The organism is Rhodococcus sp. PvP016, assembly GCF_017832185.1.
In the GTDB taxonomy this organism is placed as follows: Bacteria; Actinomycetota; Actinomycetes; order Mycobacteriales; family Mycobacteriaceae; genus Rhodococcoides.
On sequence record NZ_JAFIBH010000001.1, the window covers coordinates 146,679 to 161,352 of the forward strand.

Annotated in this window: 5 protein-coding genes; all 5 read right to left on the reverse strand. The window is 69.6% G+C overall.

What is annotated here, in order from left to right:
• Positions 1–144 precede the first annotated feature (144 nt).
• The 5 genes from JOE30_RS00475 to eat all read right to left on the reverse strand — a co-directional run bounded on the left by JOE30_RS00475 (position 145) and on the right by eat (position 14,526).
• Positions 145–8,748, reverse strand: a complete 8,604-nt coding sequence (locus JOE30_RS00475; protein WP_204868949.1) for an amino acid adenylation domain-containing protein — start codon at positions 8,746–8,748, stop codon at positions 145–147.
• A 684-nt stretch (positions 8,749–9,432) separates the two neighbouring features.
• Entirely contained in the window at positions 9,433–10,938 is a 1,506-nt protein-coding gene (locus JOE30_RS00480; RefSeq protein ID WP_204868950.1) for an amidohydrolase, read from the reverse strand.
• Between the two features lie 26 nt (positions 10,939–10,964).
• Positions 10,965–11,690 (reverse strand): ethanolamine ammonia-lyase subunit EutC, encoded by a 726-nt coding sequence (gene eutC / locus JOE30_RS00485; RefSeq protein WP_204868951.1) that lies wholly within the window; start codon positions 11,688–11,690, stop codon positions 10,965–10,967.
• Positions 11,687–13,099, reverse strand: a complete 1,413-nt coding sequence (locus tag JOE30_RS00490) for an ethanolamine ammonia-lyase subunit EutB (protein ID WP_204868952.1) — start codon at positions 13,097–13,099, stop codon at positions 11,687–11,689. Before JOE30_RS00490 ends, eutC begins: the two co-directional genes overlap by 4 nt.
• Entirely contained in the window at positions 13,096–14,526 is a 1,431-nt protein-coding gene (gene eat, locus JOE30_RS00495; protein ID WP_204868953.1) for an ethanolamine permease, read from the reverse strand. Before eat ends, JOE30_RS00490 begins: the two co-directional genes overlap by 4 nt.
• Positions 14,527–14,674 lie beyond the last annotated feature (148 nt).

Here is a 14,674-nt window from a genome sequence, read left to right on the forward strand (position 1 = left end):
CTCGCGACACTCCCCGCGGATGCGCGCACGCGTGCTTCATGGGGCGTCGCCCCATCTGATCCACCCTATCGAGCAGGGCGGCGCGCACGCCGCTCACCCGGGTGGTGTGAACGGCGCCTGTCTCCGTGGTGTGGACGGATCCCGTCATGAGCTCCGCATGGCGAGTCCGATACCCGTCGAGGTCAACGGCACGACGTCGATCTCGGTGCCGTCGGCGAAGCCGTCGCACGACTCGCTGTCGCCCCGGCCCGCGTCGGTGACCACCACGGCGAGATCCTCGAACTCACCGGCGTCCACCACCGACAGGTCCGACGGGGTGGCGAACAGGTGCGTCACCCACTGGTCGAGCAGCACGTCCGTCAGCGACTCCGCCGCACCGTCCTGCACCAGCACCGCAGCACCCGCCACACCGGCGACGAGCGCCCGCAGCGCCTGCGACACGGACGAGACCGCCGCCGTCGCGAACAACCGGGACTCGTAGTCCACGGCGAGTCGATCGAGTTCGGCGGACACGATGCCGGAGAGCTCGTCGAACGTCAGCACGCCGACCGAGCCCGTCCCGGTCGGCAGGACCAGTGCCGGATCGGCGCCGTTCTGCGGGCGTACCCGGTCCGCGTACGTGACGGGGCGCGCGGAGAACTCCGCCACGTCATCGGCCGCGTCGTCCACCGACAGGATCAGCGGCGCCCGGCTCCCGTTGCGGGAGGCGCCGGACAGCACGATCACATCGGGTGCGACTCGGCCGATGTCCAGCGCCGCGCCCGCCTTGAGGATCCCCCACCACAGGGCCAGGGTGTCCGTGTCGAGGCCGGAGTCGCCGGACCGGACGGCGACCGTCGACCCGGCACCGACGCCTGCCCCCGCGAGCCAGCGCGCCAGACGGTTGGAGCGGGCGTCGAGGTCGGCATAGCTGACCTCGTTCTCGCCGACCACGACGGCGGGCGCGTCCGGATCCGATTCCACGGCCGACGCGAACGACGCGACCACCGACGGTCCCGAGTACGCAGCGGGAGCTGTGGGCTCCACCTCGGGCGCCGCGGCGACCACCTCGGCGAGCGGCAGATCGGCGACGACGCGCGTGGGTTCGGTGACCCCGGCCCGCAGCACCGACGCCAGATGCCGGCCGAACGTCTCCACCGTCTCCGCGTCGAACAGCTCGGTCGAGTACGTGAACATCATCGTCATGTCGCCGCCCGGCTTCCGCGAGCCGTCGTCGTCGACCGTGAGCAACAGATCGAAGTTGGCCGGCTCGAACGGGTTCTCCAGTTCGGACACGGTGATCTCGGGCAGCTCCACCCGGGCCGGCGTGATGTTGCGGAACGCCAGTGCCGTCTGGAACAGCGGCGGCACAGACCCCGTGCGCTGCGGCGCGACGGCGTCGACGACGGTCTCGAACGGCACCTCCGAGTGCGCGAACGCGTCGACGTCCACGCGGCGCGCGGCGACCACCAGTTCGGCGAAGCTCAGATCCTCGTCGACCCGCAGCCGCAGGGCCACCGTGTTGACGAGCATGCCGACCAGGTTGTCGAGCGCCGGATCTCCACGGCCCGCCAGGGCGGTGCCGATCGCGATGTCCGTCGATCCGGACAGGCGGGAGAGGACGACGGCGAGGGCCGCGTGCACCACCATGAAGCGCGTCGCGTTGTGGTCGCGGGCCAGGGCCTCCACCCGATCCGCCGCGAACCCGTCCACGGCGAAGTGCACCGACGCGCCCTCGCGGGTGGGCGACGCGGGTCGCTCCCGGTCACGCGGCAGGTCCAGCTCCGGGGGCAGGCCGTCGAGAGCCTGCTTCCAGTAGGCGATCTGGGCGGACGCGACCGACTCGGCGTCGCGGGGCGATCCGATGACGTCGCGCTGCCACACGGCGTAGTCCGCGTACTGGACGGGGAGCGGAGCCCACGCGGGATCGGCGCCCTCGGTGCGTGCGAGGTAGGCGGTGACGAGGTCGCGGGTCAGCGCCACGCGGCTCACGCCGTCCGCGGCGATGTGGTGCACGACGATCGCGAGCACGGCCTCGGTGGAGATCTCCGGGTCGCGGAACACCGCGAGCCGCAGCGGGACCGCCGTGGTGACGTCGAAGCCGCGCGTCGCGAGAGCGACGAACTCGTCGATCCAGCGCGCGGACGGAACGTCCTCGACCGCGAGCTCGACGCCCGCCTCGTCGACGGTCAGGATCTCCTGCCGCGGTACGCCGTCCGTGTGGGGATAGACGGTGCGGAGGATCTCGTGCCGCGTCACGAGGTCGTGCACGGCCCGGCGCAGCGCATCGAGATCGAGACGGCCCTCGAGTCGAATGCCCAACGGCAGGTTGTACATCGGCGACGACGGGTCGAGCCGGTTGCTCAGCCACATGCGCTGCTGCGCGAGCGCCAGCGGGATCACGTCGGGACGGGGACCCGCGACGAGCGCGGGTCGATCGGAGGCACCGAGCTCGGCGACGACCGCCGCGAGACGAGCCACGGTGGTCGCATCGAACACGGCGCGGACCGGAACGTGCACGCCCAGTTCGGTACCGATGCGGGACGCGACCTGCGTCGCGACGAGCGAGTTGCCGCCGAGTCCGAAGAAGTCGTCGTCCAGGCCGACGGGCGTGACGTCGAGGATGTCCTCGAAGACCCCTGCGATCGCCTTCTCCACCCGCGTCTCGGGTGCGCGGTACGTGCGATCGGAGTCTTCGGTGACCTCGGGCAGCGCCTTGCGGTCGAGCTTGCCGTTCACGGTCAGCGGAAGACGGTCCAGCTCGACGATGCGCGCGGGAACCATGTACGCCGGCAACAGCGAGGCGACGTGTTCGGTGACTGCCACCGCGTCGACCGTGGAGCCCGATTCGGGGACCACGAACGCGACCAGGACATCGCCGGCCGGACGCCGCACCACCGACGCCGCGGCCCCCGCGACCCCGGGCGTGGACGCCACCACGGTCTCGATCTCGCCCAGTTCCACACGGAACCCGCGGATCTGGACCTGGGCGTCCGCGCGTGCCAGGTACTCCAGCGCGCCGTCGCGGTTCCACCGCACGACGTCGCCGGAGCGGTACATCCGCTGACCGGCCAGGTACGGGTTGGCCACGAACCGGGTGGCGTTCAGGTCGGGGCGACCGACGTAGCCCTGCGCCAACTGATCACCCAGGACGTAGAGCTCGCCGGGTACGCCGACCGGGACGGGTCGCAGCGCGTCGTCGAGCACGATGCCGCCGAGACCCGGGACGGGAACGCCGATCACGCTGCCCTGGGCCGCGGCCGCGAACGCCGCCGTCAGCTCCTGGTAGGTGACGTGCACCGTCGTCTCGGTGATGCCGTACATGTTCACGAGTCGGGGACTGTCGTCCGCGTGCCGCGCGTACCAGCGCTGCAGCTGCGACAGATCCAGCGCCTCACCGCCGAAGACGACGTGGCGCAGGGACAGCTCGGTGCCCGCCCGGTCGCGCTCGGCCTCGGCGAGTTGGTAGAACGCCGACGGTGTCTGGTTGAGCACCGTCACGCCCCGATCGGCGAGCATGTCCAGGAAGTCGCCCGGCGAGCGCGCGGTCCAGTGGTCCACCACGACGACGCTGCCGCCCGTGGTGAGCGCGCCCCACAGCTCCCACACCGAGAAGTCGAAGGCGTAGGAGTGGAACATCGTCCAGACGTCGTCGGGTCCGAAGCCGAAGTACTGCTCGGTGTTCGTCAGCAACGTCACCACGTTGGTGTGCGGGATCGCCACACCCTTGGGGTTACCGGTGGATCCGGAGGTGTAGATGATGTACGCGACGTCGTCCGGCCGCGCCATGGGCAGCAGCGCGGTGGAGTCCGACTCCGAATCCGATTCGGGCGCCACGACATCGGTGTCCACGACGACTGTCAGTCCGTCCCGGCGCACCTGGTCCTCGAGCCGAGCGGAGACCACGGCGAAGCGCGCACCGGAGTCGGCGACGACGTAGTCGACGCGGTCACCGGGATACTCGGGGTCGATCGGCACGTAGGTCGCGCCGGCCCGCATGACGGAGAACAGCACGGCGACCAGATCCACCGACCGGTCGCACACCACCGCGACCCGATCGCCGGACCGCACCCCCAGCGCGTACAGCCTCGCTGCGGCAGCGCGCGAACGAGAGTCCAACTCGCCGTACGTGATCGACACCTCGCCGAACCGCACCGCACTCGCCTCGGGGTGGCTCGCAGCGTGATCGAGCACGCGCGAGACGATGGTGTCGTCGCCCACGGGACGGCCCTCGGACACGCGCTGGATCGACCTCTCGGCGACCACGCGGTCACTGGCGTCGAGCACGTCGATGTCGGCGACCGACACGGTGGGATCGTCGACGATCGTGGTCAGCACCTGCACGAACCGGCGCGTGATCGCCTCGATGGTCGACGCGTCGAACAGTGTCGACGCATACGAGAACGTCGCCGGCATACCGGCGGGACGGCCCGCGTCGTCGGTGCGGTCGGTCATGGTCAGCTGCAGATCGAACTTGACCACCTGCAGATCGAGATCGACCGTGGACAGGCGCAGTCCGGTGAGTTCCACCGTGGAGTGACCCATGTTCTCGAACGCGAGCATCACCTGGAAGATCGGGTGACGCGACTCCGACCGCGCCGGGGACAGCACCTCCACGAGACGCTCGAACGGCACGTCGCTGTTGGCGAACGCCTGCAGGTCGCGTTCCCGGACATGGTCCAGCAGCGCGTCGAACGGCTGGCGGCTGCCCACGGTGGTGCGCAGCGCCAACGTGTTGACGAACATCCCGACGAGGTCGTCGATCGCCGCGTCGCCGCGTCCCGCGACCGGGGTACCGATGACGATGTCGTCGGTCGAGCTGATCTTGGCGAGCGTCACGGCCAACGCCGCGTGCACCACCATGAAGAGCGTGGTGCGGTGGCGGCCGGCCAGGTCGATCATCTTCGCGTGGAGCTCGGCGTCGATCTCGAACGCGTGTGCTCCGCCGCTGAGCGACGACCGGGACGGACGAGCACGGTCGATCGGGAGCGGCAACAGATCCGGTGCGTCGCGCAGGGTCTCGACCCAGTAGCGCTCCTGCTGCGCGATGAGCGACGTGGGATCGTCCTCGGACCCTAGCACCTCCCGCTGCCACAACGTGTAGTCGACGTACTGGACGGGCAGTGGAGTCCACGTGGGCGCGTAGAACGCGATGCGAGCGCTGTAGGCCGCCATCAGGTCGCGCGCGAGGGGCGTCAGAGACGCGCCGTCGGCGGAGATGTGGTGCACCACGATGGCCAGCACGTGGTCGGTCTCGCTGATCTGGAACAGGCGACCGACGAGCGGCACGTGCTCCGTGACCTGGAAGGTGGTCATCGCGAAGGAGATCAGCACGCCGTGCAGATCCTCCGCGTCGACCGGCACGGGCGTCAGATCCGGCACCACGGCCTCGGGGTCGTGGACGACCTGGACCGGTCCGTTCTCGGTGTCCGGGTAGGACGTCCGCAGCGCCTCGTGGCGGTCGACGACGTCCATGATCGCGACCTGCAGCGCGGCGATGTCCAGATCACCCTCGAGGCGCAGGGCCAACGGGATGTTGTAGGCGACCGACGACGGGTCGAACTGGTTGAGGAACCACATGCGGCGCTGCGCGAGCGACAGCGGCACCGGGCCCGTTCGCTCGCGCGGCACGAGCGGCGTCCGGGTCTCGCCGCGGCCACCCTGCTGCAACCGGGACGCGAGCGACTCCACGGTGGGAGCCTCGAACAGCGTGCGTACCGAGACCTGGGTTCCCAGAGCGGCACCCAGGCGGGAGACGGCGCGCGTCGCGATGAGCGAGTTGCCGCCGAGAGCGAAGAAGTCGTCGTCGAGTCCGACCCGGTCCACACCCATCAGTTGCGTGAAGACGGATGCCACGATCTCCTCGACCACGGTGGTCGGGGCGCGGAACTCGCGCGTCGCGAGCACCGGCTCGGGCAGACGCCGGTGGTCGATCTTGCCGTTGACGGTGACGGGCAGGCGGTCCAGGACCACGACGGCGGCGGGGATCATGTGCGACGGAAGATGCTGCGCCGCATGGCGCAGCAGTTCGGTGTGCTCGAGCGTCGAGTCCGGACGCAGCACGACGTACGCCGCGAGCACCGTCGCTCCGGACGACTGCCGGTGCGCCACCGTGACGGCGGTACGGACGCTGGGATGCTCCGCGAGCACCGCATCGATCTCGCCGAGTTCGATGCGGAAGCCCCGGATCTTCACCTGCGAGTCGGCGCGACCGACGTAGACGATGTCCCCGTCCTCGGTCCACCGGACCAGGTCACCGGTGCGGTACATGCGCCCGCCCGGCTCGGCCCACGGCCCGGCCACGAAGCGCGTGGCGGTGAGCGCGAAGCGATTGGCGTAGCCGCGGGCGAGATCCACACCGGCGAGATACAGCTCGCCCACCACACCCACGGGAACGGGCCGGAGCCTGTTGTCCAACACCACCTGTCGCGTTCCCCGGATGGGCGACCCGATGGTCACGGGAGCGCCGGGCTCCAGGGGATCGGAGATCGATCCGATCATCGTGGTCTCGGTGGGGCCGTAGGCGTTCCGCAGCGCGGTCCGGGGAGCCCAGCGTGCCGCCACCTCGGACGGCAGTGCCTCGCCCGCGCTGATGATCGACTCGATCTGCTCCAGACCCTCCGGGTCCAGCGATCCCAACGCGGCCGGCGTGATGACGACGTGCGTGACGTTCTTCTCACGGATGTAGTCCGCGAGTTCCTCTCCGCCGAACACCCCCGACGGAGCGAGAGCCAGCGTCGTCGCCGACGAGAGCGCCATCAGCTGCTCGAAGATGGACGCGTCGAAACTCGGGGACGCGACACCGAGGACGACGGACGTCGTCGACACCCCGTAGGAGACGGTCATCTCGCCGATGATGTTCGACAGTCCGTCGTGGCCGACGGTGACGCCCTTGGGCAGACCCGTGGACCCGGAGGTGTAGATCATCCACGCAGCGGTGAACGGTCGGACCGGAGCCGATCGCTCGGCGTCGGTGATGCGGGCGGGCGAGCAGACCTCGAGGTCGCCGCACAGCTCGGGATCGTCGACGACGAGCCAGTCGATCGTGTCCGGCAGATCGGCGACGTGTCGTCGGGTGGTCACGCCGATCCGGGCGCCCGAGTCCCCGAGCATGTGCACGATGCGCTCGAGCGGATACGCCGGGTCGATGGGCAGGAAGGCGCCGCCCGACGCCACGATCGACCACGTCGCGTGGATCATCTCGACCGATCGACCGAGCGCGACCGCGACCACGCTCTCCGGTCCGACGCCCCGCGAGATCAGCAGCCGAGCCAGGCGGTTGGAGCGCGCGTCGAGTTCGGCGTACGTGACCGATTCCGACCCACACGTGACGGCCACCGTTTCCGGAGCGGCGTCGACGGCGCGGGCGATGATGTCGCCGAAGGTGACCTGCGGGAAGCTCTCGCCACCCAGCGCGGGGACGAAACGCCGCCGCTCGTCGACGGTCAGCACCTCGAGGGATCCGAGCGGGGCGTCGGGCTCGGCATCGATCAGCGCATCGAGGAAGCGCACGAAGCGGGCACGATGCGCGTTCAACTGGTCCTGCGTGTACCGCAGCGGGTTCGCCTCGAAGTCGATGCGCAGTTCCCGGCTGTCCGCACCGGGATAGATGTTCAGCGCCAGATCCTCGACCGGACCCGTGGTCAGGACGTTGTACGAGCCGTTGAGGTCGCCGAGCCGCAGCTCGTCGTGGAACAGCATGATGTTGATCGACGGGCCGAACAGTCCGCGTTGGGTCGCCGACTCGCCGCTGTCGCGACGAATGTCCTCATGGCGGTAGCGCTGTCGGCGCAGGGCGCCGGTGAGTTCGAGCTGGGCGCGGGACGCGGACTCGGCGACCGTGCAGCTCGGCGGGAGTGCGAGACGCAGCGGGACGACGTTGGAGACCATGCCGCCCGAGCGACGCATGGCCGCCGTCGTGCGAGCCGAGACCGGCAGGCTCAGGACCGTGTCCTCGGCCCCGGTCATGCGCGAGACGAACGCGGCGAAGGCGGCGACCACGAACGGTGCCGACGCGGTGCCGAGCTCGGTCACACGCCGGTCGAGACGCTCGGCGAGATCAGTGGAGACGAAACCACCGGCGATGAGCGCGGGCGACGTCGGCGGCGCGGTGACGGCCGAGAGCGACGGCGGATCCGGGAGGCTGCGCACCCTCTCCGCCCAGTACGCGGCGTCCTTCTCGAAGCGGTCCGACGAGCGGTACTTGGCGTCGTCGACATAGAGATCGTTCAGGTCGACGGCCTTGGAGGGTTCGGGCTCCCGGCCCTCCACCGCCGCGGTGTACAGCGCAGCGGTGCGCTGGATCATCGTCATCGCGCCGAAGCCGTCGAGCGCGACGTGATGGATGCGGGAGTACCAGAACCACCGCTCGTCGCTCAGCTGCAGGACGTGGGACACCACGAGGCGGTCGACCAGCATGTCGACCGGCGTGCTGTACTCGCGCGTCATCCAGTCCATCGCCGCGGCTTCCGGGTCGGACTCGGAGCGCAGGTCGAAGTAGGAGATGTGGTCACGCATGCTCAGGTCGACGTACTGGAACGGCTCGCCGTCCACCTCCGCCAGACGCAGATAACCCGATCCGAACTCACGGCCCGCCCGGTCCAGGGCGTACTCGAGACGATCGAGGTCGAGGCTTCCGTTCAGCTCGACGTAGTGCGCGATGGCGATCGGCACGTCCCCGGCCAACTGCTGGGCGAACCAGATGCCGCGCTGTGCTCCCGACAGAGGGAACGCACCCTCGGGCAACACCGTCGGCGTCGCGCTCGTCACCGTCTCACCTGAGCGGTCGTCGTCAGCCGGTCCGCCGTCGAACCGTGCACCGTCATCCACTCGTCTACTCCCCGTGATCTCTCGCGACACCGTGCTCGCCCACCGCGCCCCGGCCGGCCGAGCTCACCGTCGTGAACGGCGGCAGAACAGCGACTCCCCCGATTCGCGGTCCGTAGCCGGCGCTGTGACCGTCGATTCGCCCGTGGGCGTCGTGCTCCACGTCCACCTCATTCCTTACCGGAATGCGGGCGCCACTCGTTACATCGGTGATCAGCGACGATGAATCGACGTGGTCGATGACAGTCCTTTCGTTGGCAGGCAGCCCTCCATGCTAGTCGACCATGTCGGGTACGACTCAACGCGCTCGCCGCGCATCGCGCGACACGGGCGCGTGACCAGGAATGACGCCCTCGGAACATGTTTCCCACCCGCGTCACGGGGAATGGCACGGAAACGGTCGCCGGACCCGTTTCCTGAGGAGTTGTCGGACTTTCCACCGAACCGGCACGGCCTGTGACTCACCGTCGCCCCGAATGCGGCCCGCGACGCACCTGGCGGCGTCGACCAGGCGTGAAACATGCACCCACACCGCGAGACTGTTGTCACACATCGACACTACCGCCGGGTAGCGACACGGGTCGGTTGCTCGGCCACCGCGTGTGTCTCCGACACGGTGGCCCGGGCTCAGGAGACGTGGGTCGCGCGTCCCGCGCCGATCGTGGCGATCACCGGAACGGACCGCAGGTCGGCGTTCGACAGGACGTACGGAGACTCGGCGAGCACGACGAGGTCGGCGGCGGATCCGACGTCGACACCGACGCGCCCACCCGACGCCGCCCGCAGTGCGACGTCCATCGGCACCGCCTCGCCCGGATGCCAGGACGGTCGCTCGTCGTCGGTGCGGAACACCGCGTCGGCGACGGCCGACCGCGGATCGGGCGGGGAGACGGGAGCATCGGACCCGAACTGCAGCATGGCCCCGTGGCGGTGCAGCGTGTGATAGCCGTACGCGATCGATCGTCGGCCGGACCACAGCACGTCGGCGACGTCGCGATCGGTCACCGCGTGCTGTGGCTGGACCGAGGCGACGACGCCCAGCGCCGCGAACCGGTCCAGATCCTCCGGGCGGACCTGCTGCGCGTGCTCCACGCGGCCACCGGCGACGGGGAGAGCGCCCGAGTCCATCAGCGCGCGCACCGTCTCGAAGGCGTCGAGCACGACGGTGTTCGCGCGGTCGCCGATCGCGTGGACCGCGGCGGCGACACCGCCGCCCGCCGCGCGCGAGATCAACCGCACCAGCTCCGGGTGGTCGACGAGCAGCAGCCCGTGCGCCTCGGCGTCGTGCGTCGCCGGCGCGGCGTGCCCCGCGTCGGGATAGGGGTCGTGGCAGCAGGCCGTCCGCGTGTTGAGCGACCCGTCGGCCATGATCTTCAGCGGCCCCATGCGGAGCATGCCGCCCGTGTCCGCGGCGACGTCGCCGGTCCGGTGACCGGCCGCCAGCGTCTCCTCGAGCCACGTCGGCCACGTCGACGCGCTCACTCGCACCGCGGGACGACCGGAGGCGAAGCGTCGCGTCCACGCGGTGAGGTTGTCGTCGAACTCGAAATCGAGGACCTCGGTGACGCCCCGCGCGGCGAGATCCTCGGTGGCCTCGCAGACGTACTCGTCGAGCACGCCCGTTCCGACGCGCGCGTCGACGGCACTCGCGATCGCGATGGCGTCGTGATCGCGGAAGACGCCGGTGGGGTGGTCGATCGCGAGTTCGCGCAGCAACGCCGGGGAGAGCCACACGGTGTGCAGGTCCATGCTCGTCACCGCGACGGACACACCCGGCAGCGCGGCCTCGAGCATGTCCTTGTGCGGTGCGTCCGGCCAGAGGGCACCCCGGAAGCCCTGCGCACGTACGTCGCCGGTGAGGCCCGACGCCACCAGCAGATCGACGAGGTGCCGTGCACTGGTGGCAGCGTCGACGGGAAGGCGGCGGCGCGCGAGCGCCCACTGCGCCATGTGCAGGTGCCCGTCGACGAACCCGGGCAGCACCACTCCCCCGCGCCCGTCGACGACGGTCTCGGCGGAGGCGGGAGTCAGGCGTTCTCCGGGTGCCGAGATCTCGCTCACCAGGTCACCGACGATGCGGACGTCCGAGAGGTCGTCCCGCGCGGGATCGACGCGCACACGTTGCAGCAGCACGATGTCAGACCCTAACGGTGCGCGAGTCAGGTCAGTTCGCGAGAGGAGTCCTTGAGATCGACGCCGGACCGCCCGAGCGTGCGCGCACCCGCGACCAGCGATGCCGTCACCCGTGCCGCGTGGTCGTAGTGCATGCCGCCGGGCGGGTGGATGTTGGAGATGCAGTTGCGCTCGGAGTCGTTGCGCCCCGGCTTCGGTCCGTGGGTCAGGTAGATGCCCAGACTGTCCGCCACCGACAGACCGGGACGCTCGCCGATGACGACGATCAGAGTGGACACCCCGAGCGCCGCGCCGACATGGTCACCCAGAGCCACCCTGGCCTGGGTCGCGATGACCGGAGGCGCGATCGTGAACGTGCCCAGCGACTCCTTCAGCGCAGCGAGCAGACCCGCACCGTGATCCATCAGCGCCCGCGGGGACAGGCCGTCGCACAACACGATTCCGATGTCCGCATCGACGGCGTCGACACCGGACAGGTCCTCGGGTCGCCGTCCCAGATCGGGACGACGTAGATACTCGCTGCGGGTGGCCGCCTTGCTGGACACGACCACCGGATCGCCGAGTCCGACGGCCGCGATCTCCCGAGCGAAGCTGTCGGTGTCGAGCGGCATGTGGACCGCGTCCCGCGCCGCGGCGTGGGCGGCCCGGAACTCGAGCACCCGTGTCGTCGGCAACGCGTCGCCCGCCCGGCCGAGTCCGATGCGCGCCTGCGTCGTGACACGCAGGTCGGTCCAGAAGTCCGGGGTGCTCATGCCGGCGTCGTCAATGCTCGAAGGGGTGAGGTGGACGCATCGATGGGCAGCACCCGTCCCGCGTCGTCGGTCATCCCCAGCCGGTGCATCCACGCCTCGAACTCGGGAGCGGGCTTGAGGCCCAACACCTGTCGGACGTAGAGGGCGTCGTGGAAGGACAGGCTCTGGTAACCCAGCATGATGTCGTCGGCACCGGGCACGGCGATGACGAAGGCGGCGCCCGCGGCACCGAGGAGCGTCAGCAACGTGTCCATGTCGTCCTGGTCGGCCTCGGCATGGTTGGTGTAGCAGACGTCGACACCCATCGGCAGGCCCAGGATCTTGCCGCAGAAGTGGTCCTCGAGGCCGGCGCGGATGATCTGCTTGCCGTCGTAGAGGTACTCGGGTCCGATGAAGCCTACGACGGTGTTGACCAACAGCGGATCGAGCGCGCGGGCCAACCCGTACGCGCGGGTCTCGAGGGTCTGTTGATCGACGGGCTTGCCGCCGGCACCGAAGTGCGAGTTGGCGGACAGCGCCGAACCCTGCCCCGTCTCCAGGTACATGACGTTGTTCCCGACGGTGCCGCGGTGCAACGACTTTCCCGCCTCGTTGGCCTCGAGGAGCATCGGCACCGTCACCCCAAAACTGGAGTTGGCACCCTCGGTTCCCGCGATGGATTGGAACACGAGATCCACCGGAACGCCCTTGCCTATCAGGTCCACGGTGGTGGTGACGTGGGACAGCACGCACGACTGCACCGGGATCTCGAAGCGCTGGCGGATCTCGTCGAGCAGGTACAGCAGATCCGCTGTCGCAGCGGGTGAGTCGGTCGCCGGATTGATGCCGATGACGGCGTCGCCCGAACCCATCAGCAGACCGTCGAGCGTCGCCGCGGCGATACCGTGCGGGTCGTCCGTCGGGTGATTGGGCTGCAGCCGGGTGGCCATCGTGCCGGGCAGACCGATGGTGGTGCGGAACGCCGAGATCACCGTCGCCGCCCGCGCAACGGCGATGAGATCCTGGTTGCGCATGATCTTGCTCGTCGCGGCCACCATCTCGGGCGTGAGCCCCGGCGCGACCTCCCGCAATGTCCGGGCGCTGTCGGGTTCCGCTGCGACCGTGAGCAACCAGTCCCGCAGACCGCCGACCGTCAGGTGCGAGACCGCGTCGAACGCCTGCGCATCGTGGCTGTCGATGATGAGGCGGGTGACCTCGTCGCTCTCGTACGGCACCACCTGCTCGTCCAGGAAGGTCTGGAGCGGGAGATCTGCCAGAACCCATGCAGCGGCGGCACGCTCGGCGTCCGACTCCGCCGCGCAGCCGGCGAGTTGATCCCCCGATCGCGCCGGGGTGGCCTTCGCCATGACCTCGACGAGACCGTCGAAGGTGTAGGTCGATCCCGAGATCTGCTGGTGGTACGTGCTCACCCGAGTTCGTCCTCGGCCGCTGCGAGCGCCGCGAACTCCTCGTCCGGAGAATTGGCCACCAGGTGATGGCGGCTGTAGACGCCGAAGTAGACCATGAAGAGCGCGAAGACGACCAGGCACCACAGCGCCGCCTGGCTGTCCACGAGGAACGTCGCGATCACGGCGAACGCCGCGATGACGAGGGCGAACCCGGTCGTGACCGTGCCGCCGGGGGTGCGGTACGGGCGCGGCATGTCGGGCTCGCGGCGACGGAGCACGATGTGGCTCACCATCATCAGAACGTAGCTCAGCGCCGCCCCGAAGACGGCCATGTTCAACAACATCGAGCCCTTACCGGTGAATGTCAGGGCGAAGCCGATGACGCCGGGCACGATCAGTGCCAGCGTCGGCGCCTTCCGGCTGTTGACCACGGACATCGACTTCGGCAGGTAGCCCGCGCGGCTCAGCGCGAACAGCTGTCGGGAGTAGGCGTACATGATGGAGAAGAAGCTGGCGATCAGACCGGCGAGACCGATGTAGTTGACCACCGTCGCGGCGCCGCTGTCTCCCAGCGCCTCGACCAACGGGTTGCCCGACGCCTGCATCGCGTCGGCACCGCCGGCACCCGTCACGAGGATGAGCATGGCAGTGGCGGTCACCAGCAGCACCGCCATGGCGGCGATGATGCCGCGCGGGACGTTGCGCGCCGGATCCTTGGCCTCCTCGGCCGCGAGCGGCACGCCCTCGATGGCGAGGAAGAACCAGATGGCGAACGGTACGGCGGCCCAGATCCCCAGGTAGCCCATCGGCAGGAAGCTCGACGCGCCCGCGGCGTCCGTCGGGGCGATGTCGGTGAGGTTGGAGGCGTCGAACTGGAAAACCGCGGCGACCGCGAAGATCACGAGGCCTACGAGGGCGATGCCGGTGATGACGAACATGACCTTCAACGCTTCACCCACACCGGCGAGGTGCACGCCGATGAAGATGGCGTAGACGGCGAGGTAGACCCACCACCCGTCGGTGATCCCGAACAGGCCGAGCGACTCGACGTACGCGCCGATGAACGTCGCGATGGCCGCGGGGGCGATGGCGTACTCGATGAGAATGGCTGTGCCGGTGGCGAACCCGCCCCACGGTCCGAGCGCGCGCCGGGCGAACGTGTATCCGCCGCCCGCGGCCGGGAGCGCCGACGACATCTCCGCCATACCCAGCACCATCGCCAAGTACATGCCGGCGATGAGGATGCCCGCGATCAGCAGACCACCGAACCCGCCCTGCTCGAGCCCGAAGTTCCACCCCGAGTAGTCACCCGAGATGACGTAGCTGACACCCAACCCGGCCAGCAGCACCCACCCCGCGCTGCCGGTCTTGAGCGTGCGCTTGGCCAGGTAGTCGGACGATTCGTCTCGAGAATCGGACGCCACGGGGCGCGGTTCCTTCACGGCCATGGGTGAGCCTCTTTCGGAGTGTGGGCGGGTGTGAGGGTGAGGCTAGGACTTCCGTGTTGCGGGGACGTTGCTGGTGTTTTGCGGATCCGGTGCAGAAATGCTCGCTGAGCGACTATTTCCGCACCGGATTCGGTCGAACGGGAACCTG